Here is a 23,346-nt window from a genome sequence, read left to right as displayed (position 1 = left end):
TGCCGGAGGGCCTTGGCGGGTGCAGGTCCGCCTCCGGACAGCCCCGGGAGGCTTGTTACCCTCCGGTAACTTACTAGGGCGTACGTTATTATTGCGGGATGGAAAGCAACAGTCTTGAGCCCCTGCCGGAGCCTCCGGCGAAACGGGGAACCCCGGTGGATGACGCCGCGGTGAGGCTTGCCGAACTGCTGATGATCAAGCCCAAATGGCGCGGCTGGATCCACACCGTGACTGCCCCGATGGCGCTGGCCGCCGGGCTGGTGCTGGTGATCCTGGCCCCGCCGGACCTGAAGGTCGCCTGCGCCGTCTATGCCGTCACCGGGGTCCTGCTGTTCGGCGTCAGCGCCGTCTACCACCGCGGGAACTGGTCACCGCGCGTCAAGATCGTCCTGAAGCGGCTGGACCACACGAACATCATGCTGGTGATCGCCGGAAGCTACACGCCGCTCGCCTGGGCCCTGCTGGACCGTCAGCAGGCCGAGGTGCTGCTGTGGGTGATCTGGTCCGGTGCCATCCTCGGCGTGCTGTTCCGCCTGCTGTGGACCGACGCACCGCGGTGGCTCTACGTGCCGATCTACATCGCCCTGGGCTGCGGGTCGCTGTTTTACCTTCCGGACTTCTTCGCCGCCAACGTTGCCTCGGCGGTGCTGATCTGCGTCGGGGGCGTCCTGTACATCACCGGGGCCGTCTTCTATGCGCTGAAGAAGCCGAACATCAGCTACAAGCACTTTGGCTTCCACGAGCTGTTCCACGCCCTGACCGTCTTCGCCTTCGCCGCGCACTACATTGCCATTGCCATCGCGGTGCTGGGCTGACACTGCCGAAGTCCGCAAGGCCCTCGACCACAGCTACTCCCCCGGCCCGCCAGCCTGCCTGCTGCCTTTCTGCCAGCGCAGATTCTCCCCACCTTTGGGACAGCGACGCCGCGATTCACCGGCGGTTCGGCCCGCCACGCCGGGCGCCGCCTTCAAAGGTGGGGAATTTCCGACGTCGGAGCCCTCGGCTCAGCCGGGCCGGCCTGCCGCGATGAGCTTGGGGAGCTGCCGCATGTCTGAAAAGACGGTGGTCCCGGGACCGGCCAGGCGCGCGGCCGGGGTGACGCCCCCGGCGTACGCGAAGACGTGCATTCCGGCTGCCCGGGCTGCCTGGACGCCGTAGGCACTGTCCTCGACGACGGCGCAACGCTCGGGCGCGGTGTTGAGGCTTGCGGCGGCGTGGAGGAACAGGTCCGGCGCCGGCTTGCCGTTGGCGACCTCCGTGGCGCTGTAGATGCGGCCCTGGAAGCGGGGCAGCAGCCCGGTCTTGCCCAGAGTCCGGTGCATCTTTTCGTGGCTGCCGCTAGAGGCGACACAGTGCGGCAGGGAGAGCCGGTCCAGGGCCTCCTCGATGCCGTCCACCGCTTCAAGTTCGCGTTCAAACGCCTCCTGGTACCAGTGCCCGTAGTCCCGGTCCCAGCCGTCGGCGAGCCGGATACCGAGCTGTTGTTCAACAGCGCCGACAAAGTGCGCCTCGGATTTTCCAACGAACCGTTCCACGATTTCGTCGAGTTCCAGTTCCCAGCCGAGATCTGCCAGGACGCGCTGGTCCACCCGGATGGAAATCACCTCGGAATCAACCAGCACGCCGTCGCAATCAAACACCACCAGCTCAAAGCCGTCCTGACCAATCATGAGGACATCGTAGCCAGCCGCGCGCGCATCTCCTCGACGGAAGCCGTCGGCAGGTCACAGACCATGCCGCGGCACAGGAACACCTGCGGGGCACCGTCCGGGCCCGCGCCCCGGCCCCTCAGCAGCGGCACTGGCCGGGCGGCGTCGTCGTCCTGGACCGCCACCACCAGCCCGGGGCTGGCCGAGAGCAGCAGCTCCCGGTGCAGCGCGGCCCGCTCCGGGGTGTCGGGCCCGGCGACGGCGGCCTCGACCGGGCCGGCGAGGGCGGCCTGGCCGGTCGCGAGCAGCCAGCCGGCCGCGCGGGGTGCCCGGACCGCGAGCGGAGGCAGCAGCAGGGCGAGGATGTTGGCCGCCAGGGTGCGGTGTTCGGAGGAGCCGGACAGGGCCGAGTGGGTCACCAGGGCACCGGCCAGCGCGGCGGCGCCGCTGGGGGTGGCACTGTCGAACAGCTCCAGACCGTCCCGGCCGCCCTGGGCGGTTGTGACCTGCACCGACTCCCCCGCCGCGTCCTTCAGGCCGCCGTCGGCCGCGAACCGGCCGCAGGCGGCTTCCAGGATGGCCTCGGCCAGCTCATACCAGCGGGTGCGTCCGGTGACCGCGTAGAGCGCGAACAGCCCCTCGGCGCAGAAGGCATAGTCCTCCAGCAGGCCGCCGATTCCGCGCGCCACGCCGTCGTGGGAAACGCGCATGAGCCTGCCGGGGCCATCCTCCGGCCGCCAGTGCACGCGCTGAAGGTAGTCCGCGATCCGTTCCGCGGCCTCCACCAGGTCAGGGCGCGCCAGGAGGGCACCGGCGTCGGCGAGGGCCGCGACGGCCAGCCCGTTCCAGCCGGCCACCACCTTGTCATCCCGGCCGGGCTGGGGGCGCCGGCTGCGTGCCTGCGCCAGCTGCGGGCGCACCCGCTGCCACAGCGCCGCGTCCCCGCCGGTTATCTCCCGGCCCGGATGCAGCGGCGAACCGTCGGCGCCCACGCTCCCGGGCGTGCGGACGTTCATGAGGGCCGCCACGGCGGCACCGTCGGCCGGGCCCAGGAGTGATTCGAGCCCTGCGGGAGTCCACAGGTAGCTGGCGCCCTCGGCGTGCACGCCGTCGACGACCGTATCGGCGTCCAGCGACGAGGCCAGGGCCACGACGCCGGGGTCCGGGCCTGTCGCCGGGCCGGTGTCCGATCCCGCCGCAGGTCCCGTCACCTGATCAGGCGCCAGCCCGAGGCGGGCCAGGAGCCAGTCGGCAGTGTGCCCGGCGATCACTGCGGCCTCCGCCGCCGGATACTCGGGTGTGCCGCCCAGCCGGACCCAGTGGGCGTAGACGCGCAGCAATTGGGCGTTGTCGTAGAGCATTTTCTCGAAATGCGGAACGGACCAGTCGCGGGTCACCGAATAGCGGGCGAAGCCGCCGTCGAGCTGGTCGAACAACGCCGAGCGGGACATCGCCGCGAGGGTCCGCCCGGCCATGTCGCGGGCCGCGGCGGCGGTGTCCGGGCCGGCAGCGTCAGCGCCTGGGGTGCCAAAGCGGGCGGGGTCCGCGGCCGCCTGCGGTACGGCGGCGTGCCGGATCAGGAATTCGAGCACGGCCGCAGGCGGGAACTTCGGTGCGCCGCCGAAACCGCCGTGTGCCTCGTCCTCGGACTCGGACAGGGCGGCAACGGCTTCGCCAAGGAGCGCGGCGTCCAGGGGCTCGGGCTGTCCGTCGAGGCGCAGGGCGGCGGCTGGCTGGGAGGCGGCAATGCCGCGCGCCAGAGTGGCTGCATTGGCCTCAAGGGCGCCGCGACGTTCCGTCCAGGCCTCTCTCACGGCCTCAAGGACCTGCCGGAAGGATGGACGGCCAGGCATGGGGCGGGGCGGGAAGTAGGTCCCGGCATGGAAGGCCCGGCCGTCGGGCAGGAGGAAGACGGACATCGGCCAGCCGCCTTCGCCGCTGATCGCCTGCGTGGCGGCCATGTAGACGGCGTCGACGTCGGGGCGCTCTTCGCGGTCCACCTTGATGGAGACAAAGTGGGCGTTCAGGTAGTCGGCGGTGTCCTGGTCTTCGAAGGATTCGTGGGCCATAACGTGGCACCAGTGGCAGGCCGCGTAGCCGATTGAGAGGAACACCGGCACGTCCCGGGCGGTCGCGGCGGCGAAGGCCGCGTCACCGAATGGCTGCCAGTGCACGGGATTGCCGGCGTGCTGGCGCAGGTACGCAGAAGGTTCCGCTGCCAAGGCATTCGAGGCCCTGGACAGTGGGTTGGGCGAACCGCCGTCAGCGGTTTCCGGGTCCCGCATCGCCGTTTACTTCCGGCCGGGAAACCGCGCTGTCGGCGGGCAATCCCGTGCCGTCCGCGCGGAAGCCGGCGCCGTCGGCCGGGAATACGCCACCCGGGGACCCTGCTTCCTCGGATGCTTCTTCGGCGGCCGCACGCTCGGCCTCCACCTGCGCACGGTAGCGGACCCTGCGGATACGCCGCACCATGTCCACGATCAGCAGCGCGGTCAACACCACGATGAAGGCTGTCAGCAGGAAGCCCAGCAGACCCGGGGTGACCTGGTCCTCGGACAGGCCCGGGCGCAGCGACGGCGTGGGTGTGGGCGCCGGGGTTGTTGCCAGAGCGATGAGCAAGGAATGCACGGTGAATACCTTCTGTGGAAACTGGTGTCTTTTCTACTGCGTCATTTCTGCAGTGTCTATTCTGCAGAGTCTTTTCTACGCGGGATAGAAGAGCCTTTCGTCTCTATCTTAGCCCGGCGAAGAGGTCCGTTTCAGGCAGTTCCGCCGGGATCCTGGACTCGATCAGGGAGTAGTCCTCCCACGGCCAGGACTTGCGTTGCATGGCTGCGGAGACCGCGAAGAAGAAGCCTTCCGGGTCCACCTGGGTGCGGTGGGAGCGGAGGGCATCGTCTCGGGCTTCGAAGTAATCCCCGCATTCGATCTGGGTGGTGGTGGGGTGCGTCGGCGGCGGCGGGGTGTGGCCCTCGGCGTCCGCTTCCAGCCAGGCGGCCAGTCGCTCCGCATACGGCGACTGCAGGCCGGCCTCTTCCAGCGCAGAGTGGAGCGCGCGGAAGCGGTCCGGGCTGAAGGCGCGGTCGTAGTAGAGCTTGCTGGGCTCCCAGGGTGTCCCGATGCCGGGGTACCGGGCGGGGTCGCCGGCGGCGGCGAAGGCCTCGACGGCCACGCGGTGCGCCATGATGTGGTCCGGGTGCGGGTAGCCCCCGTTCTCGTCGTAACTTACGATCACGTGGGGCTTGAAGTCCCGCACCAGCCGGACCAGCGGCGCGGCCGCCCGCTCCAGCGGCTGCAGGGCGAAGCACCCGGGCGGCAGGGGCGGCAGGGGGTCGCCCTCCGGCAGGCCGGAATCGACAAAACCGAGCCAGCGTTGCCGGATGCCGAGGACCTTCGCGGCGTCATCCATCTCGAGCCGGCGCGCCCCGGCCATGTCGCGTTTGGGGTGCGGATGTCCCTCCATCGCGGGGTTCTGGATGTCTCCGCGGGACCCGTCGGTGCACGTGGCCACCAGGACGTCCACACCGGACGCGGCATACATCGCCATCGTGGCGGCACCCTTGCTGGATTCGTCGTCGGGATGAGCATGGACCGCCAGCAAGCGAAGCGGTGCTGACGGGCTGGGGGATGCTGTCATCGTGGGACGGCTCCTCTTTCTGCTGTTCTGCTCTGTTGGGTGCGGCTTGATCTGTCCGGCCAGCCGCCGCGGAAACATCCCGGTCCGATCCACACTAAACTGGACTGGTGACTTCCGAGGATCAGCCTGCCGCGCCGGCACCTACCAGCCTAGCCAATCGTTACGGCGGCCAAAAGCGCGCGCTGACCCGCAAGGCCAAACGCAACATCCTGATCGCCGCCCTTGCCGTGGGCATTGCCTTCCTGGCCTGGGTATCGACGTCGGCGGCCACCAACAGTGTCAGCTTCAAGGACGTTGGCTACAGCACCCGCGACGCCACGCTGACGGAAATCGACTTCCAGGTCACCAAGGACCCCGCTGCGGAGGCGAAATGCGCCGTCAAGGCCATGGACTCCAAGTTCGCGATCGTGGGCTGGAAGGTCGTGGACATTGAGCCGAACGCGGCCGACGTCGGCACGGACGGCGGCCGTACCACCGCCCACCGCACCCAATTGCGCACGGAATCCCAGGCGGTTTCCGCCGTCGTGGACAGCTGCTGGATTCCCGCCGCCGGACGATAATCGGACAATAGCCGCGGCACGCGGGACTCCGTGACCCAAGCGGTATCGGGCCGCCTGCTGCACGCGTCGACACGAAAGCGGGATGCGCATGAACCCCGGAAAATCCAAGGGAACCATCGGCCGGGGCGCTGCCGGCCTGGTTGTGCTGGCCGCGGCCGTAGTCTTTGCTGTTTCGGGCTGCCAGCCCAGCTCCCCCGCGGATAATGAGGCGCCCGCGACGGCCGCCCGCGCGGACCGCCCTGGGCACGTGTTTGTGATCAATCTCGAGAATCAAGGATTCGACGCGGCGTGGGGCGCTGACTCGGACGCTCCCTACCTCTCTGAGACGCTTCGCTCCAAGGGCGTGTTGCTTTCCAAGTACTACGCAATCGCCCATCACTCTGCTCCCAACTACATTGCGCAGATTTCGGGGCAGGCCTCCAACCCCATGACCCGGAACGATTGCGCCACGTATGTCCCGTTCGTGCCGGCGGGCACCGCCGCGCTGGGGCAGGTGAAAGGCGCCGGCTGCATCTATCCCGCCTCGGTACCGACCGTCGCCGGGCAACTCAGCGCGGCTGGTAAAACGTGGAAGGGCTACATGGAAGGGATGAAGACTCCATGCCGGCACCCTGAGACCGGGGCCGAGGACCTCAACCAGGACGCCTCACCGGATGATGAATACGCGACCCGGCATAATCCCTTTGTCTACTTCGCGGCGATCACATCCTCTCCGGATTGCCAGAAGAACGTGGTCGACTTCACTGCACTTGCCGGCGATCTTAAATCCGCAGCCACCACCCCCAACCTTTCCTACATCAGCCCCAACTTATGCAATGACGGGCATGACAGTCCGTGCGCGGACGGCAGGGAGGGAGGCCTGGTCAGCGCCGACGTCTGGCTACAGAAACAGATACCCGCGATTCTGGACTCCCCGGCCTATAAGCAAGACGGCGTCCTTGTCATTACTTTTGACGAAGCTGACGGTGCAAGCAGAGGCCCAAAGGGCGTTCCCGGAGGAACAGCCGGGGGCCGCGTCGGCGCCTTGGTGCTCTCCCCCTTCGTCCGGGGCGGAACAACATCGGACAAGACGTACAGCCACTACAGCCTTCTGGCCACGATCGAGGACATTTTCTCGCTCCCGCGTCTTGCCTATGCCGGAGCGCCCGGAGTCGACGGTTTTGGACCGGACGTCTTCAACTCGCGGCCATGACCGGCCCGGCGGCCCAGGTGGCCGTGGAGGCACCGATTGCCCCATCGCCCGCCCGGCCTGCGCTGGTCTGGACCGCGGGCCTGGACCGCGGACCTGGACGGCGGACCTGTGACACGGTGTGATGCACGCCGCAGTGCTCTTTGGTTTATCCACAGCATTGACTACAATGGATCAATACCTTTCCCCCGCTGAGCTGGCTACTGCGTCATAAAAGTGGCCACCGTGGCGGGGTCTTTGCTTGTATGACCACCCAAAGGAGAAGTCCGTGTCTACCACCAACAGCGCAACTGCGGCTTGGCTTACCCAGGAAGCTTTTGACCGCCTGAAGGCAGAGCTGGACAACCTTTCCGGCCCCGGCCGGGCAGAAATCGTCCAGAAGATCGAAGCCGCACGCCAGGAGGGCGACCTCAAGGAGAACGGCGGCTACCACGCCGCCAAGGAGGAGCAGGGCAAGATCGAGGCCCGCATCCGGCAGCTCACGGCCCTTCTGCGCGACGCCCACGTCGGCGAGGCACCGGCCGACGACGGCATCGTCGAGCCCGGCATGATCGTCGTGGCCAAGATTGCAGGCGACGAGGAAACCTTCCTCCTCGGCTCCCGCGAGATCGCCGGCGACTCGGATCTGGATGTCTTCAGCGAGAAGTCCCCCCTCGGCGCGGCCATTGTCGGCCACAAGGAGGGCGACAAGCTCAGCTACACCGCCCCGAACGGCAAGGACATCACGGTGGAAATCATGTCCGCCAAGCCCTACGCCGGCTGACACCGCACCACGTTCCGTTCCGGAACACTTTCACGAAACAACGACGCCGGTCTCCCCTTCGCGGGGAGGCCGGCGTCGTGTTTTTTGGCCAGTTTCGCTGGTCAGCGTGCTGGATTCTCAGCGCCCTGGATTCTCAGCGCCCTGGATTCTCAGCGCCCTGGATTCTCAGCGTCCCGCGGTCAGCGCCCCCGGGCGCCGGGTGCTCAGCAGCAGCGCCGCCGCGACGCCGCCGATCGCCCCGCCCAGGTGGGCCTGCCACGAGATGAAACTGGCCACGGTGGGGAGAACGCCGAACAGGATGCCGCCGTAGGCCATGAACAGCACCACGGACAGCACGATCTGCCACCAATTCCGGTTGATGAAGCCGCGGACCAGCAGGAACGCGAAGAGTCCGAACACCAGCCCGGAGGCGCCCACCGTGATGCTGGCGCCGCCGATGAGCCACACCACGAGCCCGGACGCCAGCCAGCTGGCGGCCAGGGCGGTGATGAACACCCGCAGCCCTGACAAGAACACCAGGAACCCGAAGATGATCAGCGGGAGCGTGTTGGACATCAGGTGGGCAAGGCTGGAGTGCAGCAGCGGAAACGTCAGGATGTCCAGTACGCCGTCCAGGCTGCGCGGCCGCAGCCCGAAGGTGCGGTTCAGGGAATGGAACAGCGCGGTGTTGACGACCTCGATCAGGTAGAGCAACACCACGAAGGAGCCGACCACCAGCAGTCCCCGGCGGGCCCGTGCCGCGGCATTGTCCCCAACTCCCGGCGGCCCTCCCGGGGACACATCCGTCACCATGGCCCCTAGTGCACCACGATCGGCTGGAAACCCTCGGCGCGCAGCGCCGCAAGGACCTGGCTGCAGTGCTCGTGGCCCTTCGTTTCCAGGTTGACGGTGATGGAGACGTCGCCCATGCTGATGGAGCCGCCCACCCGGGTGTGGTCCAGTCCAGTGACGTTGGCGTCGTTTTCGGCGATGATGCGGGCGATGGTGGCCAGGGAGCCCGGACGGTCATCCAGCATCATCCGCACCGTCATGTACCGGCCGGCGGCGGAGAGGCCGCGCTGGATGACCTTGAGCATCAGCATGGGGTCGATGTTGCCGCCCGAGAGGACCACCGCAACGGTTCCGGGGTTTTCGATCTTGCCTTCCATGAGCGCCGCGACGCCGACGGCCCCGGCAGGTTCCACCACCATCTTGGTGCGCTCCAGCAGGAAGATCAGCGCCCTGGCCAGGGCGTCCTCGCTGACGGTGACGACGTCGTCGACCAGCTCGCGGATGATGCTGAACGGCAGCTGGCCCGGCCGGCCCACGGCGATGCCGTCCGCCATGGTGGAGACCTTCTTGAGCGGGACGAGGGCGTCAGCGGCGAGCGAGGGAGGGTACGCGGCGGCGTTCTCGGCCTGGACGCCAATAATGCGGATGTTCCGGCCGAGTTCCTTGGCGCGTGCCTTCACGGCGACGGCTACGCCCGCGAGGAGGCCGCCGCCGCCGACGCCCATGAGGATGGTGTCGACGTCGGGGACCTGTTCGAGGATTTCCAGCCCCACCGTCCCCTGGCCTGCGACGACGTCGACGTCGTCGAAGGGGTGGACAAAGACGGCGCCGCTTTCATCGGCGTAGCGCTTGGCTTCGGCAAGCGCCTCGTCCACGTTGTGGCCGTGCAGCACCACCTCGGCGCCGTGGCTGCGGGTGGCGGCCAGCTTGGGCAGTGCGACGCCGAGCGGCATGTAGATCCGGGCCTTGATGCCGAGGCTCTTGGCTGCGACAGCCACGCCCTGGGCATGGTTTCCGGCAGAGGCCGCCACGACGCCGCGCTTCTTTTCGGCGTCGGAGAGCTTGGCCATCCGCACATAGGCGCCGCGGACCTTGAAGGAGCCGGCGCGCTGGAGGTTTTCGCACTTGAGGAAGACGTCGCCGCCCACCGTGGCGCCGAGGGCCCGCGATGATTCCACCGGCGTCCGCGTAATAATCCCGTCGAGCAGCTTCTGCGCCTCCAGGACAGCGTCCAGCGTGACGGGCAGGCTCTCAAGGGTATTCACGAACTATTCTCCTTCTTCGGATCAGGCGTCGGTGCCCCGTCCGGCATCGCTGCCCGGAGCACCGCTGTTGGGTGCGGCGCCCTCGCGGCCGGGGGTTCGGCCCGGCAGATGGACGTCTTTGAAGGTGGTGTCTGCGCGGGGTTCGAGGGCAGGGCTGCCTTCTGGTCCCCCGGTTGCCAGCACTTCATCATGTTCCCACGTTCTGCCGGCAATGTAGCGAATCGACGAGTTTGCTACGGCCAGGATCGGAACGGAGAACAGTGCGCCGGGGATCCCGGCGAGGTAGGAACCCGCCGCGACGGACAGGATCACGGCCACGGGGTGGAGGGAGACGGCCTTGCCCATGACCAGCGGCTGCAGGATGTGGCTTTCGAGCTGCTGGACGCCAAGCACGATCGCCAGCATGATGAGCGCGTTGATGGGCCCGTTGGCCACCAGCGCCAGCAGCACGGCGATGGCGCCCGTGACCAGCGCGCCGACCACCGGGATGAAGGAACCCAGGAAGACCAGCACGCCCAGCGGCAGCGCGAGCGGCACGCCAATGATGGCGGCGCCGACGCCGATTCCGACGGCGTCCACGAACGCGACGAACATTTGGATGCGCGCGTAACTGACCATGGAAGTCCAGCCGCGGCGGCCTGCGCCGTCGGTGGCGCGGCGCGCTTTCCGGGGCATGAGGCTGACGAGGAAGGCCCAGATCCTGTCGCCTTCGAGCAGGAAGAAGATCAGCACGAACAACGCCAGGACCAGGCCGGCGGCGAAGTGCCCGGCAGTGCTCCCGAACGTCAGGGCACCGCTGAGGATGCTGCTGCTGTTGTTCTGCAGCGCGGCGGTGGCGTCCTCAATGTACTTGTCGATCTGTGCGGCGGTCAGATGCAGCGGGCCTTCGGACAGCCAGGTCTGGACCTGCTGCACGCCCATGAGCGCCTCCGACCACAGCTCGCCGAAGCCCTGCATGAGCTGGCGCCCCACCAGGGTCAGGGCACCGACGATTATGCCGATGAAGCCGAGCACGGTGATTGCGACGGCAAGCCCCTTGGGCACGCTGTTTTTGGCCATCCAGCGCACAGCGGGGCTGAGGAGCCCTGAGAGGAGGGCGGCCACCATGACTGGGATGATGAGGAAACTGACATGGCTGAGCAGCCACACCAGGCCCGCGAGCACGAGCAGGATCAGCCCGGCACGCCACGCCCAGGCGGCCGCGATCCGCACACCATAGGGAATGTCCTGGTCGATCTCGCGGTCGGTCCGTGACCGGGCCCCGGCACGCCCCCCCGTCCCGGCCGCGGAAGGGGTAGGGCTTGTGGCGGGTGCGGCGTCCTCAGCTGGCGTCATAGCCCCATGATTCCGCAGCAGCCGATGAATAGGAAACCAGCGGCCAGCAACCGGCCTGCGGGCCAGCCGTTGGGGCCCGCCCGCCAGGCTGGGCCGGCAGGTCAGCCCGTGGGGTCAGCCTGCGGTGGTTGCCAGCGAGGCCGAGATACCCCAGGTCATGGAGAACTGCTCCCCCGGCGCGAGCCAGCGCAGGCCCTCGCCGCTGTTGAATGCGTTGGCCGGCCCGGTCATCGGCTCGATCGCGACCGCCTTCGACCGGCCAGGAAACTCGGTCGTCACGAAGACATGGACGTAGCCGCAGCCCGCATCCTGCCACAGGCTTACCGTCCGCCCGTCGGGTGAGCGCAGCGTGTGCCGGGCGACACCGCCGTCGAACGCCAGGTCCGTATAAGCCGAATCGAGGTCCAGACTCCCCACCAGCCGGCCGCCGCGCAGGTCGAAGTCGCCGCCGACCGGCTCGGTGCTGCGCGGGATGAGGCGGTCATCGGCCACCAGCCGGGTCCGGGCATCCACGCTCACTGTGAGGTCCTCGCTGGGCACATCGCCCAGCCGCAGGTACGGGTGCGCGCCAAGCACGAACGGCGCGGGGCCCTGGGAGTCGTTGATGAGGGTTTGGCGCACCACGAGCCCCAGGTCCTCCGCCAGTTCGTAGCGGACCCGGTGCCGGAGCAGGAACGGATAGCCGTGCTGCGGGAAGACGGCCGCTTCCAGGGTCACGGAGAACTCGTCTTCGTCCACGAGTTCGTAGGAGGCGTTCCGCAGCAACCCGTGGCTGGCGTTGTTGCGGGAGACTTCGGTGATGTCGAGCTGCAGCTTCTTGCCGTTGAGGTACCAGACGCCGTCCTCCACCCGGTTGGCCCACGGCGCCAGGGTGATGCCGGTGGCGCCGGGCGGAATGTCGGCATCGCCGTAGCTCTCCGTCAGGGCAGTGTCTCCGCGGCTGTAAAGCCGCAGGCTGGCGGCGAGTTCGGTGACGACGGCCAGGGCGTCGCCGCGCCGGAGCTCGTACTGCCGCCCGGTGGCGTACCGCCGCATGGTTTCATCGGGGCCGGCTGCCGAGGGCGTCGCTGAGAGATCCATGGTGACCACCGTACAGACCTGCCCGGCAACCCGTATACCTTGGTTCCATGACTTCCAGCAGCGCGGGCGCCAGGCCATGAATCCTCCCCTGGACAGCAGCGGGCTCGCCGCCCGGTTCGAGGCGGTCTTCGGCGCCGGGCCCGACGGCGTGTGGCGGGCGCCGGGACGCGTCAACCTCATTGGCGAGCACACCGATTACAACGAGGGCTTCGTCCTGCCGTTCGCCATCGACCGGTCGGCCCGGGTGGCGCTCAGGGTCCGGCCGGATTCCACCGTGCGGATGCTCTCCACGTTTGGGAACCAGGGTCTGACCACCGCGGACACCGGCTCGCTGGCACGCGCCAGCGCCAAGGGCTGGACAAAGTACCCGCTGGGGGTCATCTGGGCCCTGCAACAGCAGGGCCTGCCGGTTCCCGGAGTGGACCTGCTCCTGGACTCCGATGTCCCCCGCGGCGCCGGCTTGTCGTCCTCCCATGCGATCGAATGTGCCGTCATTTCGGCACTGAATGAGCTCATGGATGCCAACCTCTCCGCGCAGGACATGGTCCTGGCTACCCAGCGGGCGGAGAACGACTTCGTCGGCGCGCCCACCGGCATCATGGACCAGTCCGCCTCGCTCCGGGCCACGGCCGGCCACGCCGTATTCCTCGACTGCCGGGACCAGAGCGTCCGGTTGGTGCCGTTCGACGCCGACGCCGCGGGGCTGGTGCTGCTGGTCATCGACACCCGCGTTTCCCATTCCCACGCCGACGGCGGGTACGCGGCCCGGCGGGAATCGTGCGAACTCGCCGCCGAGGTCCTCGGAGTGCCGGCGCTGCGCGACGTCGGATTCGAGGACCTGGAGGAGGCCAGCGGGCTTCTGGACCAGGAGACGTTCCGCCGCCTCCGGCATGTGGTCACCGAGAACGACCGCGTCCTGCAGACGGTGGAGCTGCTGGACACCCTGGGCCCGGCCGCTATCGGCCCGCTGCTGGATGCGTCCCATGCCTCGATGCGCGATGACTTCGAGATCTCCTGCGCCGAGCTGGACCTGGCCGTGGACACGGCGCGGTCCGCCGGCGCGGTCGGGGCACGCATGACCGGCGGCGGCTTCGGCGGCTCCGCGATCGCCCTGATCCCGGCAGGATCGGCGCAGCAGGTGCGTGCCGCCGTCGAACGGGCCTTCGCCCGGGCCGGATACGCCGCGCCGGAGATCTTCAGCGTCAGGCCCGCGGCAGGGGCCATGCGCGTGGCCTAGGCGGGGCGTAGTCTGGGCGCATGCCAGAAGCTGTCATCGTTTCCACTGCCCGGAGCCCGATCGGGCGGGCGTTCAAGGGGTCCCTCAAGGACGAGCGGCCGGACGATCTCGCCGCCGCCATGGTCACGGCGGCCCTCGCCGGGATTCCTGCGTTTGATGCCGCCGCCGGGCCGGGACGTGGCCTGGACGACATCTACCTGGGGTGCGCCGAGCCCAGCGGCGAGGCCGGCTCCAACATGGCCCGCGTGGTCAGCATCCTGGCAGGGCTGGACAACGTTCCGGCCGCCACTATCAACCGTTTTTGTGCCTCCAGCCTGCAGACGCTCCGGATGGCCTTCCACGCCATCAAAGCCGGCGAAGGCCAGGCGTTCGTTGCCGCCGGCGTAGAGGCGGTGTCCCGCTACCAGGAATGGGCCGGCGCCGGCGAGACCGACGCGAGCACGCACAACCCGCGCTTCGAGGCGGCCCGGAAACGCACCGAGGCCCGCGCGGCCTCAAACACACCGTGGACCGACCCGCGCCTGGGCAGCCGGATGCCGGACGTGTACATCGCCATGGGCCAGACGGCGGAGAACGTCGCCACAAGCTACGGCATCACCCGCGCGGAGCAGGACGACTGGGCGGTGCTCAGCCAGAACCGGGCCGAGGCTGCCATCGCCTCCGGGTTCTACGCCCGCGAAATCACGCCGTACACCCGCGCCGACGGCACGGTGGTGGACCGCGACGATTCGCCGCGTCCCGGCGTCACAGCGGAGGCCGTCGGTGCGCTGCAGCCGGTCTTCCGCAGCGGCGGCACGGTGACGGCCGGGAACGCCTGTCCGCTCAATGACGGGGCCGCCGCCGTCGTGGTCATGAGTGACGCGCGGGCCCGCGAGCTCGGCCTGGAGCCGCTGGCCCGGATCGTCTGCACCGGCGTCAGCGCCCTGTCCCCGGAGCTGATGGGCATGGGCCCGGTGGAAGCCACCCGCCGGGCGCTCACGATCGCCGGGCTGAGCATGCGCGACATCGACCTTGTGGAGCTCAATGAAGCATTTGCGGTCCAGGTGGTGGCCAGCGCACGGGAGCTCGCCATCGATCCGGAGAAGCTTAACGTCCACGGCGGCGCCATCGCGCTCGGCCACCCCTTCGGGATGACCGGCGCCCGAATGACCACCACGCTGATCAACGGGCTCCGCGCCCGCGACGCCTCCCTCGGCCTGGCGACGCTATGCGTCGGCGGCGGACAGGGCATGGCGGTAGTGCTGGAGCGGCTCAGCTGACGGGCCCCAGCTGACGCCTGGCAGTTGAGGGGCGGCAGGTGCCAGTAGCCGCAAACGCGAGGAGCCCCGCCGACGGGCGGGGCTCCTCGTTGAATACAGGGCCGACAGGTACGACGGCGGTTACTCGTCGCCGCGGAGGATGGCCAGCAGTCGGATGATCTCGACGTAGAGCCAGACCAGCGTGACCGTAAGGCCGAAGGCGGCGGTCCAGGAGAAGCGCTGTGGGGCTCCGGCGCTGATGGCAGCCTCGATGGACGTGAAGTCCATGATCAGGGAGAAGGCGGCCAGGCCGATCGCCAGGAAGCCGATGAAGACGCCGAGCGGGATGCCCATGATCTCCACGCTGGTGCTCAGGCCAAATGGCGAGTTAACGGCTCCGGTCATCATCATGACGACGTTGACCAGCGCAAACACCGCATAGCCAATCATGGCGATCAAGAAGAACCGCATGAGTTTGGGCGTCGCCCGGACCTTGCCGCTCTTGAACAGCACGAGCGTCACGGCGAAGACGGAGAGCGTCCCAACGACGGCCTGGATGCCGACTCCCGGGAAGAGGTTGTCAAGGATGCGGGTCAGGCCGCCGAGGAAGAACCCTTCGAGCAGGGCGTAGGCCAGGATCAGTCCGGGTGACGGCTGCTTCTTGAAGGTGTTGACCATCGCGAGGGCGAAGCCGCCCAGGGCCCCGAGGATCATCAGCATGGATCCCGTGCCCTGCGGGACGGCGAGCGCCACTGCGGCACCGACCACCAGGATGCCAAGGCACCCGGCAGTCTTGACGATGACGTCGTCGTACGTCATCCGGCCGATGTCGGCCGGTCCGGCAGCCGGACGGTTGTACAGGTCCTGGAGCTGTTCCTGGGTCATGCCCTGCTGCGCCGAATTCCACCCACCCTGGCCCGGGGCCTGGCCGTAGGTGTTCTGCCCATAGGGGTTCTGACCGTACGGGTTCTGGCCATACGGGGCCTGCGGGGCAGGCGGTGCCTGGGTGGCTTCGCGGAAATTCTTTCCGCTGAAGATCGGGTTTCCGCCAGTTGCCATTGCGGGTGTCCTCCAAAATAAGGGGGTGGGTGATGTTCCGGTGCGATGCGGACCACACGAAAAGGGATCTTGTATAGTCACGCTACCAATTCCCACGGCCGACGGGGAGGGATAGTTCCCCCAGGGAGCCGCCGCAACCGAACCGTGACCTTATTCGGCGGGATCTTCAGGCCCGGGATTGCCGCGTGGGAGCCGGTCGTCCGGGCCGTCGGGGACGCCGGTGCGCCTCGCACCGGTGCCGGCTGCCAGCACGGCGGCTGGTCCGTCACCACGGAAATCGTCGAGCCGCTGCGACGGGTCCCCCTTCGGCTCCGGCAGCGGGCCGGGGACCGGCGCCGGGGTTCCCGTGCCGCTGTTGACAGTGACGTCGTCGATATAGATGTCGGCCATTTGCTGATCGTGTTCGGAGCCGAGCTGGACCGTGTCGAGTGTCGTCGCGGAAATACTGACAGTGCCCGTGTAGACGGAACGCCCGTCCCACCAGATTTGGACGGTGGTCTGCGGACCGTTGGGGACCACGTGCATGACCAGCCGGTGCCAGGAGTCAGTGGGGACGTCCCGCCGCAACGTCGTGTACGCGAAGCCTGCCGGTGACGAGGTGCGGAGCACCAGCTCATGGGATATGTTCTGCCGGAAAACATCCAGGACGCGGACGCCGCCGGAAAAGAACCGGAAGTAAGGAACATTGTTCCCTGCCATTCCCTCAGCGGCGATATTGAACCATCCGTCCGCATACGCCTCGGTGTTCCCGGGGGCCAGACCCACGGTCAGCCTGGCGATGGAGCCGGGCGCGGCGGTGGTGTGCAGGCGTGCGGCACAACTGCCGGAGCGCGAGGGCCCGGTGGACACGGAGGCATTTCCGGTCCCTGCCGTCGTGACGCCGAATCCGTCCAAGGTGCCCGATTCAAAGCTGGAGGCTGCCGCCTGGATCCCGGGATAGGGGTCGGTGAGTGCCGCTGTGGAGGGAACGCAGGCCTGCGCCCCGGCGGTCTCGGGTCCGAGGCTCAGCGCCGGAATACCCAGGATCGCCAGCACAAGCGAACCCGCGAGGCACAGCTTGACCACCCGGTTCATCAGTCGGCCCTCCACGATCGGCCCCTGCCATCCACGCCGCCCCGTGTCCCAGGCCGATAGATCCGGCCAGCGGGTTCTGGACTTCGGTTCCGGACTTCCGCTCAGGACTTCGGTTCAGGCGCTCTTCGCACCATAACGCGCGAGGACTTGGAAAAAGCTTGGATTTGTCGGTTCCGCAGACCGGACGGGGCGTCGCCGGACGGCCTCACATGCCCCGGGTCGGCCGGGCGGACCGGGGCCGGGCCGGCCACTGTTTAGGCATACTCGGAATCAACAAAAGTTTTCTTTAGCAGGGCTACAGCACGGTGTCGCCGTGCCTACACGGTTGTTACCCGATCGCGACGTTCTCCCTGCTCGCAGCGGCATTCATTGCCTCCCACGGGCTGTAGCATAGGCCACACAGGGTGACGGACATCACAACGAACGACAGTTTTGCGAGGCGCTCGTCCCCTGACCGTTCGCAACGGTTGCAAAGGCGCAACCCACAGCACCCCCATGTGGAGGTTTTCAATTTGAGAAGCACAACGAGCGGCCTGTCGCAGAGACGGCGCGGCAGACTACTGAGGGCTGTGGGGGCAGTATTTGCCGCCATGGCTGCGCTACTGCTCATCGTTGCCCCGGCATCAAGCGCCACGACCCCGTCGCCGACACCATCCCCGTCGGCAACCCAGTTCACCAACAGCATCAGCGGCTTCCTGCGCGGCGACGACCGCGCACCGATCCCTGGGGTAACCATCACCGCCACAAGCGGCGATTTCACGGGAACCACGAAATCGGGACCCAACGGGGCCTGGACCATTGGCGTCCCCACCCAGGGGACCTACGAGGTCAAACTCGACGAGTCCACGCTTCCGCAGGGCATCAAACTGGCCGAGGGCCAGGAGAACCCCCGCAAGGTCACCTTCAGCCAGACCTCAAACCTCTCGGTGATCTTCACCTTTGGTAAGGGCATCGTCGTGGCGGAGGAGAACTTCGGGCAGAACCTGCTCAACCGGCTAGTGGCCGGCCTGAGCTTCGGCCTGTTGCTCGCCCTCGCGGCCGTGGGCCTGTCCCTGATCTTCGGCACTACCGGCCTGACCAACTTCGCCCACGGTGAAATGGTCACGCTGGGCGCGGTGCTGGTGTTCGCCTTCAACGCCATGCAGCTTCCGTTCTGGCTGGCCATCATCCTGGCGGTCATCGGCGGCGGCGTGTTCGGCTACGTCCAGGACGCGGGACTGTGGAAGCCACTGCGGCGCCGCGGAACCGGACTTGTTCCGATGATGATCGTCAGCATCGGCCTCGCCCTGTCCGTGCGCTACATCATCCAGTTCTATTTCGGCGGCGCCACCCAGCAGCTGCCGTTCGCCCAGAGCGTGGAAATCCTGATCGGCCCGATCTCGATCTCCCCCAACAACCTTTGGTCCCTCATCATCAGCGCCGTCGTGATCGCCGTCCTCGGCGTCGTTCTGCTCAAGACCCGCCTCGGCAAGGCCACCCGCGCGGTGGCCGACAACCCGGCCCTGGCCGCGGCCTCCGGCATCGACGTCGACTCCGTCATCCGGATCGTCTGGGTGGTCGGCGGCATGCTCGCCGCCCTCGGCGGCATCCTCTGGGCTTACTACCGGCCCGGCGTCACCTTCGACATGGGCTCGCAGATCCTGCTGCTCATCTTCGCCAGTGTCACCCTGGGCGGCCTCGGCACGGTCTGGGGCGCCCTGGTCGGTTCCATCATCGTCGGCATCTTCGTTGAGCTGACCACCGTGTTCGGCCTCGCAGCCGACCTCAAATACGTGGGAGCGTTGTTCATCATGATTGTTGTCCTCTTGTTCCGGCCTCAGGGCATTCTGGGCCGCCGCGAGCGCGTAGGTTAGGAGACAGCCATGGATTTCGGATTCATATTTTCCAGCGCCGCCGGCGAACTCTTCAGCCCGACGACAGCCGCCTACGCCCTGGCCACCCTCGGCCTCGCGGTCCACTTCGGCTACACCGGCCTGCTCAACTTCGGCCAGGCAGGCTTCATGGCAGTGGGTGCCTACGGCTTCGCCATCTCAACCCTGACGTTCCACGTGCCGTTCTTCGTCGGGCTGCTCATCGCCGTCGTCTGCTCCGCCATCTTCGCCCTGCTGCTCGGCATCCCGACGCTGCGGCTGCGGGCGGACTACCTGGCCATCGTGACCATCGCGGCGGCCGAAATCGTGCGCTATATCGTCACGACCAACCAGCTGACCGCCATTACCGGTTCGGCCAACGGCCTGGCGGCCTTCGAGGGCGACTTCTACGCGATGAACCCCTTCCCGCCGGGGACCTATGTCGGCATGAACAACCGTGACTTCTTCATCCGGGTCGTGGCCTGGGCAGTCGTGGCCTTGTTCTGCCTCATTGTCTGGCTGCTGATGCGCAGCCCTTGGGGCCGTGTGCTCAAGGGCATCCGCGAGGACGAGAACGCCGTCCGCTCGCTCGGCAAGAACGTGTACGCCTACAAGATGCAGTCCCTGATCATCGGCGGCGCGCTCGGAGCCCTGGCAGGCATGATCTTCACGATTCCCCGCGGCGCGGTTCAGCCTGCCAACTACGGCACGGAACTGACCTTCTTCCTGTACACGTGCCTGCTGCTCGGCGGCCTCGGCACTGTGCTCGGCCCGGTGGTCGGCGCCATGATCTTCTGGGTGGTGCTCTCGCTCACCCAGGGCATCCTCTACGGCCTGATCGAGTCGGGCACCATCACGTGGCTGAACACGGTCCAGGCCGGGCAGCTGCGGTACATCCTGGTAGGCGTGGCCCTCATGCTGCTGATGATCTTCAGGCCCCAGGGCGTTCTCGGCAATAAGAAGGAGCTGGCATTCGCATGAGCATTCCAAGCGAAGAGTCGCGCGAGGAACCCCGCACGTCGGAAGAAATCGACTACATGACGGACACCCGTCCGATCGCCGCCGGGGAGATCGCGCCCGGCTGCAAGAAGCGTGATCCGATCGTGGTGGCGGAAAACGTCACCCGCAGCTTCGGCGGCATCAACGCCGTCGACGTCCAGTACCTCGAGATCCCGCGGCACAAGATCACCGCATTGATTGGACCCAACGGCGCCGGCAAGACCACCTTGTTCAACCTCCTCACGGGATTCGACACCCCGAACTCGGGTACATGGCAGTTCGAAGGCCAGAGCCTCGCGGGTGTCTCCTCCTACAAGGTGGCCCGGATGGGAATGGTGCGCACGTTCCAGCTCACCAAGGTCATGGGCAAACTCACCGTCCTGGAGAACATGCGCCTCGGCGCCTCCAGCCAGTCCGGCGAGCGGCTGTCCAAGGCCTTGTTCAAGGGCATCTGGGGCGGCCAGGAAAAGAAGATCACCCAGGAAGCCAACGTGCTGCTGGAGAAGTTCAAACTGGACGCCAAGAGGGACGACTACGCAGCGTCACTCTCCGGCGGGCAGCGCAAGCTGCTGGAAATGGCCCGGTCCCTCATGGTCCGGCCCAAGCTGGTCATGCTCGACGAGCCGATGGCCGGCGTCAACCCGGCGCTGACGCAGTCGCTGCTGGACCACATCAAGAACCTCAAGGCCGAGGGCATGACCGTCTTGTTCGTTGAGCACGACATGAACATGGTCCGCCACATCGCCGACTGGGTGGTCGTGATGGCCGAAGGCAAGATCGTCGCCGAAGGGCCTCCCGCTGAGGTCATGAAGAACCCGGCAGTGATCGACGCCTACCTCGGCGCCCACCACGACGTCGATCTCGGCGACGCCGAGGGCATCAAGGAACTGGCCGCCGAACTGGTCGCCGACGACAAATCGATCGTCGGCACTGAAAACGCCGGCATCATCTCCGCCGACGTCCTCACCACCGAGGCGGAGGAAACGGAGACGAGCGGGACGACGCGCGGCCGCCGCAGCGCCGGAGAGCCGACCAGCGCCGACGAGCCGAACCGCACAGAGAAGGACACAGAATGAGCGCCACCAGCGCGGCACCGGCCGCCCAGCCCGCCTTCGATGGCGACTCGGTCGTGAAGGTCACCGATCTGGTGGCCGGCTACCTCCCCGGCGTCAACATCCTCAACGGCTGCAGCATCGAAGCCCGCAAGGGTGAGCTGATCGGCATCATCGGCCCCAACGGCGCCGGCAAGTCCACGCTGCTGAAGGCCATGTTCGGCCTGGTCAAGGTCCACTCCGGCTCGGTCGTGGTCCGCGGGCAGGACATCACCGGGCTCAAGGCCAACAAGCTGGTCACCAAGGGCGTCGGCTTCGTTCCGCAGAACAACAACGTGTTCGCCGCCCTGACCATCGAGGAAAACCTGCAGATGGGCATGTTCCAGCGGCCCAAGGACTTCGCTCAACGGTTCGACTTTGTCTCCGAACTGTTCCCGGAGCTCGGCAAACGGCGCGCCCAGCGGGCCGGCTCGCTCTCCGGAGGCGAACGCCAGATGGTCGCCATGGGGCGGGCCCTCATGATGGACCCCGCCGTGCTGCTGCTCGATGAGCCCTCCGCAGGCCTCTCCCCTGTCAAGCAGGATGAGACCTTCCTCCGGGTCCACGAGATCAACCGGGCCGGCGTCTCCGTCATCATGGTGGAGCAAAACGCGCGCCGTTGCCTGCAGATCTGCGACCGCGCCTACGTTCTGGACCAGGGCAAGGACGCTTACACAGGTACAGGCCGGGAACTTATGAAAGATCCCAAGGTCATCCAGCTCTACCTGGGGACGCTCGCAGACACTGTCGAATAGCGGTCGGCAGCATTCCCCGCAGGGGCCGTCACCAGCCGGTGGCGGCCTTCTGCGTGCCCGGCGTAATTCCGGTGCGTGAATCAGCGTGTGGTGCCGTCCGGGCGCCTCCGCAGCCACTTGCTCGGCGCCTGCGCTCGTTCCTCCCCGCCGGCCCCCTCCCCTCGCAAGCTCGGGCAGGGATCCCTGCCGCCGTGGGCCCACCCGGCGGCGTCACGCAGAGCGGACTTATGGGCACGCACCTAGCGGGCTAAGCCGGAATCCCGCCGTCGGCTGCTCCTGTGCTGGCCCAAAGCCTGCTGTGCGTGACGCCTGGGTCGCTCCCCCGGCGTGTCACCCGCCCCCGCACACAAAAGACCCCCGTCCGGACTGGACGGGGGTCTTTTGTTTGTCGGTGGGAAGCGGCTTACAGCTTGCCGAATTCTTCCTTGGCCGGCTTGTAAGTGTTGTCATCCTGGTAATCGTAGATGCCGATGTAGGCTTCGGTCGGGTCGCCGGCGTCGGAGAACGTTACGGGGCCGGACTGGCCGTCGTAGTCGATGTCCTTACCGTTGCGGAGCAGGGTGACGCAGGAGGGGAAGGTGTTGCACTTCTCGCCGCCTTCAGAGACTGCCTTGAGCTGCGCTGCGATGTCGGTACCCTTGATGCTCTTGGCGGCCTCGGCAGCCAGGGCGATCAGGTTCACGGCATCGTAGGACTCGCCCGCGTAGCTGTAGTCCTTCAGCGCCGGGTCGATCGTCAGGAGCTTCTTCTTGAAGTCATCCTTGGCGAAGGTGCCCGGGATGGTGCCCTGGGCGCCCTTGAGAGTTCCGGGCTGGAAGTCCTTGCTGTAGTCGGACATGTTGCCGTCCACCATGAAGATCTGGGTCGGCTTGACGCCCTTGCCCGTCATCAGCGGAACGATGCTCTTGGCCTGGTCGAAGGTGACCAGGGCAATGGCGTCCGGCTTGGCGGCGAGAACCTTGTCCACCTGGCTGCTGAACTGGGAATCGCCCTCATTGAAGAGCTCTTGAGCAACAACCTTGCCGCCGGCTGCCTCGAAAGAGGCCTGGATGTTCTTTGCAAGGCCGGTTCCGTAGGCGTCGTTCAGGACGATCATGCCGACCGTCTGGGCGCCACAGGTGGCCATGTAGTTGCCGAGGACCTTGCCCTGAAGCACGTCCGAGGGGGCGGTGCGCCAGTAGAGGCCCTTGTCATCCCACGAGGTGAAGTCCGGCGAGGTGTTGGCCGGGGAGAACTGGACGACGCCGGCGCCGGTGATCTGGTTGATCACGGTCTTGGAGACGCCCGAGGAGGCGGCGCCGACGATTGCGCTGACGCCCTGTCCGAGCAGTGCCGTGGTGGACTGGGTGGCGATGTCGGTCTTGGTGTCGCCGGAGTCGCGGTGGATGACCTCGACAGGCTTGCCCAGGACGCCGCCGGCGTCGTTGACCTCCTTGATGCCGAGGTTAACACCGGCAATTTCGGGCGGGCCGAGGAATGCCAGCGAACCCGTCGTCGGCAGGAGCGAGCCGATCTTCAGGGGTGTGGGGGTGGTGGTGGCCGAAGCCGGCACGGTGCCGGCTTCGCCGGCAGCGCTGGTACCGGCGCCGGTGGCGCTGGGCGCCGGGCATGCGATGCCGGCGGCCGCGGCTGAACTGGATCCCGACGAACTCGGGGCGGGTGAACCGCCACAAGCCGTAGCCAGAAGGGCGACGCCGAGGCTAAGCACTGTGAGCTTAGCGACGCGGGGCGCAACCCGGGGGAGTGAAGTCATGTACAAGCTCCTCGATCTAAAGGTGCGAACGGCCTTTGACG

At 67.4% G+C, this 23,346-nt stretch carries 21 protein-coding genes; 10 read left to right on the top strand and 11 right to left on the bottom strand.

Translation table 11 applies throughout. From position 1 onward, the window contains the following. The first annotated feature begins 98 nt into the window (after positions 1–98). Positions 99–815 (top strand): hemolysin III family protein, encoded by a 717-nt coding sequence (locus ACFRJ8_RS10190; RefSeq protein ID WP_377985991.1) that lies wholly within the window; start codon positions 99–101, stop codon positions 813–815. A gap of 189 nt (positions 816–1,004) precedes the next feature. Here the strand turns inward: ACFRJ8_RS10190 and ACFRJ8_RS10185 are convergent, their stop codons facing one another. The 4 genes from ACFRJ8_RS10185 to mca form a co-directional block, all read right to left on the bottom strand. Next, positions 1,005–1,670: an HAD family hydrolase gene (locus tag ACFRJ8_RS10185; protein ID WP_377985990.1), complete on the bottom strand. Its 666-nt coding sequence runs from the start codon at positions 1,668–1,670 to the stop codon at positions 1,005–1,007. Further along, positions 1,667–3,934: a thioredoxin domain-containing protein gene (locus tag ACFRJ8_RS10180; RefSeq protein WP_377985989.1), complete on the bottom strand. Its 2,268-nt coding sequence runs from the start codon at positions 3,932–3,934 to the stop codon at positions 1,667–1,669. Before ACFRJ8_RS10180 ends, ACFRJ8_RS10185 begins: the two co-directional genes overlap by 4 nt. Beyond that, the gene (locus tag ACFRJ8_RS10175) at positions 3,912–4,277 is read right to left on the bottom strand and encodes a hypothetical protein (RefSeq protein WP_377985988.1); all 366 of its coding nucleotides are present in this window, start codon (positions 4,275–4,277) and stop codon (positions 3,912–3,914) included. The genes ACFRJ8_RS10180 and ACFRJ8_RS10175 overlap by 23 nt, the downstream gene beginning before the upstream one ends. 103 nt (positions 4,278–4,380) lie before the next feature. Next, a complete protein-coding gene (gene mca / locus ACFRJ8_RS10170) occupies positions 4,381–5,286 on the bottom strand; it encodes a mycothiol conjugate amidase Mca (protein ID WP_377985987.1) in 906 nt (301 codons plus the stop codon). A 107-nt stretch (positions 5,287–5,393) separates the two neighbouring features. Between mca and ACFRJ8_RS10165 the strand changes: the two genes are divergently transcribed. The 3 genes from ACFRJ8_RS10165 (at position 5,394) to greA (ending at position 7,798) form a co-directional block, all read left to right on the top strand. Continuing rightward, positions 5,394–5,846, top strand: a complete 453-nt coding sequence (locus tag ACFRJ8_RS10165; protein ID WP_377985986.1) for a DUF4307 domain-containing protein — start codon at positions 5,394–5,396, stop codon at positions 5,844–5,846. A gap of 88 nt (positions 5,847–5,934) precedes the next feature. Further along, complete coding sequence (locus ACFRJ8_RS10160) at positions 5,935–7,038, top strand: alkaline phosphatase family protein (RefSeq protein WP_377985985.1); 1,104 nt, start codon at positions 5,935–5,937, stop codon at positions 7,036–7,038. A gap of 265 nt (positions 7,039–7,303) precedes the next feature. Beyond that, positions 7,304–7,798, top strand: a complete 495-nt coding sequence (gene greA / locus ACFRJ8_RS10155; RefSeq protein ID WP_229992877.1) for a transcription elongation factor GreA — start codon at positions 7,304–7,306, stop codon at positions 7,796–7,798. Positions 7,799–7,963: 165 nt separating this feature from the next. Here the strand turns inward: greA and ACFRJ8_RS10150 are convergent, their stop codons facing one another. The 4 genes from ACFRJ8_RS10150 to ACFRJ8_RS10135 all read right to left on the bottom strand — a co-directional run bounded on the left by ACFRJ8_RS10150 (position 7,964) and on the right by ACFRJ8_RS10135 (position 12,249). Next, complete coding sequence (locus ACFRJ8_RS10150; protein WP_377985984.1) at positions 7,964–8,590, bottom strand: rhomboid family intramembrane serine protease; 627 nt, start codon at positions 8,588–8,590, stop codon at positions 7,964–7,966. A gap of 5 nt (positions 8,591–8,595) precedes the next feature. Then, a complete protein-coding gene (gene ilvA / locus ACFRJ8_RS10145; protein WP_377985983.1) occupies positions 8,596–9,834 on the bottom strand; it encodes a threonine ammonia-lyase in 1,239 nt (412 codons plus the stop codon). 21 nt (positions 9,835–9,855) lie between these two features. Continuing rightward, positions 9,856–11,169 carry an AI-2E family transporter gene (locus ACFRJ8_RS10140; protein WP_377985982.1) on the bottom strand — a complete coding sequence of 438 codons (1,314 nt, stop codon included), beginning with the start codon at positions 11,167–11,169 and terminating at the stop codon, positions 9,856–9,858. A gap of 114 nt (positions 11,170–11,283) precedes the next feature. Further along, entirely contained in the window at positions 11,284–12,249 is a 966-nt protein-coding gene (locus ACFRJ8_RS10135) for an aldose 1-epimerase family protein (protein ID WP_377985981.1), read from the bottom strand. A gap of 76 nt (positions 12,250–12,325) precedes the next feature. On the opposite strand from ACFRJ8_RS10135, the gene galK reads away from it, so the two are divergent. Together galK and ACFRJ8_RS10125 are read left to right on the top strand one after the other, a co-directional pair. After that, positions 12,326–13,486 carry a galactokinase gene (gene galK / locus ACFRJ8_RS10130; protein ID WP_377986238.1) on the top strand — a complete coding sequence of 387 codons (1,161 nt, stop codon included), beginning with the start codon at positions 12,326–12,328 and terminating at the stop codon, positions 13,484–13,486. A 20-nt stretch (positions 13,487–13,506) separates the two neighbouring features. Continuing rightward, positions 13,507–14,745, top strand: a complete 1,239-nt coding sequence (locus tag ACFRJ8_RS10125) for an acetyl-CoA C-acetyltransferase (RefSeq protein WP_377985980.1) — start codon at positions 13,507–13,509, stop codon at positions 14,743–14,745. 120 nt (positions 14,746–14,865) lie between these two features. Here the strand turns inward: ACFRJ8_RS10125 and ACFRJ8_RS10120 are convergent, their stop codons facing one another. Next, a complete protein-coding gene (locus ACFRJ8_RS10120; protein WP_377985979.1) occupies positions 14,866–15,783 on the bottom strand; it encodes a Bax inhibitor-1/YccA family protein in 918 nt (305 codons plus the stop codon). A gap of 150 nt (positions 15,784–15,933) precedes the next feature. Then, on the bottom strand, positions 15,934–16,872 hold the full coding sequence (locus ACFRJ8_RS10115) for a hypothetical protein (RefSeq protein WP_377985978.1): 939 nt from the start codon (positions 16,870–16,872) through the stop codon (positions 15,934–15,936). Between the two features lie 575 nt (positions 16,873–17,447). On the opposite strand from ACFRJ8_RS10115, the gene ACFRJ8_RS10110 reads away from it, so the two are divergent. Genes ACFRJ8_RS10110 through ACFRJ8_RS10095 form a run of 4 tightly spaced genes read left to right on the top strand, consistent with a single transcriptional unit; the run spans position 17,448 to position 21,552 of the window. Further along, entirely contained in the window at positions 17,448–18,710 is a 1,263-nt protein-coding gene (locus ACFRJ8_RS10110) for a branched-chain amino acid ABC transporter permease (protein WP_377985977.1), read from the top strand. A gap of 9 nt (positions 18,711–18,719) precedes the next feature. Further along, on the top strand, positions 18,720–19,688 hold the full coding sequence (locus tag ACFRJ8_RS10105) for a branched-chain amino acid ABC transporter permease (protein WP_377985976.1): 969 nt from the start codon (positions 18,720–18,722) through the stop codon (positions 19,686–19,688). Further along, on the top strand, positions 19,685–20,782 hold the full coding sequence (locus ACFRJ8_RS10100; RefSeq protein WP_377985975.1) for an ABC transporter ATP-binding protein: 1,098 nt from the start codon (positions 19,685–19,687) through the stop codon (positions 20,780–20,782). Before ACFRJ8_RS10105 ends, ACFRJ8_RS10100 begins: the two co-directional genes overlap by 4 nt. Then, on the top strand, positions 20,779–21,552 hold the full coding sequence (locus ACFRJ8_RS10095) for an ABC transporter ATP-binding protein (protein WP_377985974.1): 774 nt from the start codon (positions 20,779–20,781) through the stop codon (positions 21,550–21,552). Before ACFRJ8_RS10100 ends, ACFRJ8_RS10095 begins: the two co-directional genes overlap by 4 nt. Positions 21,553–21,955: 403 nt before the next feature. Here ACFRJ8_RS10095 and ACFRJ8_RS10090 read toward each other — a convergent pair whose 3' ends face one another. After that, positions 21,956–23,305, bottom strand: coding sequence for an ABC transporter substrate-binding protein (locus ACFRJ8_RS10090; protein WP_377985973.1), 1,350 nt, complete (start codon positions 23,303–23,305; stop codon positions 21,956–21,958). Positions 23,306–23,346 lie beyond the last annotated feature (41 nt).

Origin of the sequence: Arthrobacter sp. NPDC056886 (assembly GCF_042788715.1) — a bacterium.
Lineage (GTDB): Bacteria > Actinomycetota > Actinomycetes > Actinomycetales > Micrococcaceae > Arthrobacter.
This window is presented reverse-complemented; position numbering and strand designations above follow the sequence as displayed.

Coding starts and splice junctions, on each gene's coding strand:
- ACFRJ8_RS10190 (WP_377985991.1), top strand. CDS start 99: ATGGAAAGCAACAGTCTTGAGCCCCTGCCGGAGCCTCCGGCGAAACGG.
- ACFRJ8_RS10185 (WP_377985990.1), bottom strand. CDS start 1,670: ATGATTGGTCAGGACGGCTTTGAGCTGGTGGTGTTTGATTGCGACGGC.
- ACFRJ8_RS10180 (WP_377985989.1), bottom strand. CDS start 3,934: ATGCGGGACCCGGAAACCGCTGACGGCGGTTCGCCCAACCCACTGTCC.
- mca (WP_377985987.1), bottom strand. CDS start 5,286: ATGACAGCATCCCCCAGCCCGTCAGCACCGCTTCGCTTGCTGGCGGTC.
- ACFRJ8_RS10160 (WP_377985985.1), top strand. CDS start 5,935: ATGAACCCCGGAAAATCCAAGGGAACCATCGGCCGGGGCGCTGCCGGC.
- ACFRJ8_RS10150 (WP_377985984.1), bottom strand. CDS start 8,590: ATGGTGACGGATGTGTCCCCGGGAGGGCCGCCGGGAGTTGGGGACAAT.
- ACFRJ8_RS10140 (WP_377985982.1), bottom strand. CDS start 11,169: ATGACGCCAGCTGAGGACGCCGCACCCGCCACAAGCCCTACCCCTTCC.
- ACFRJ8_RS10135 (WP_377985981.1), bottom strand. CDS start 12,249: ATGGATCTCTCAGCGACGCCCTCGGCAGCCGGCCCCGATGAAACCATG.
- galK (WP_377986238.1), top strand. CDS start 12,326: ATGAATCCTCCCCTGGACAGCAGCGGGCTCGCCGCCCGGTTCGAGGCG.
- ACFRJ8_RS10125 (WP_377985980.1), top strand. CDS start 13,507: ATGCCAGAAGCTGTCATCGTTTCCACTGCCCGGAGCCCGATCGGGCGG.
- ACFRJ8_RS10120 (WP_377985979.1), bottom strand. CDS start 15,783: ATGGCAACTGGCGGAAACCCGATCTTCAGCGGAAAGAATTTCCGCGAA.
- ACFRJ8_RS10110 (WP_377985977.1), top strand. CDS start 17,448: ATGGCTGCGCTACTGCTCATCGTTGCCCCGGCATCAAGCGCCACGACC.
- ACFRJ8_RS10105 (WP_377985976.1), top strand. CDS start 18,720: ATGGATTTCGGATTCATATTTTCCAGCGCCGCCGGCGAACTCTTCAGC.
- ACFRJ8_RS10100 (WP_377985975.1), top strand. CDS start 19,685: ATGAGCATTCCAAGCGAAGAGTCGCGCGAGGAACCCCGCACGTCGGAA.
- ACFRJ8_RS10095 (WP_377985974.1), top strand. CDS start 20,779: ATGAGCGCCACCAGCGCGGCACCGGCCGCCCAGCCCGCCTTCGATGGC.
- ACFRJ8_RS10090 (WP_377985973.1), bottom strand. CDS start 23,305: ATGACTTCACTCCCCCGGGTTGCGCCCCGCGTCGCTAAGCTCACAGTG.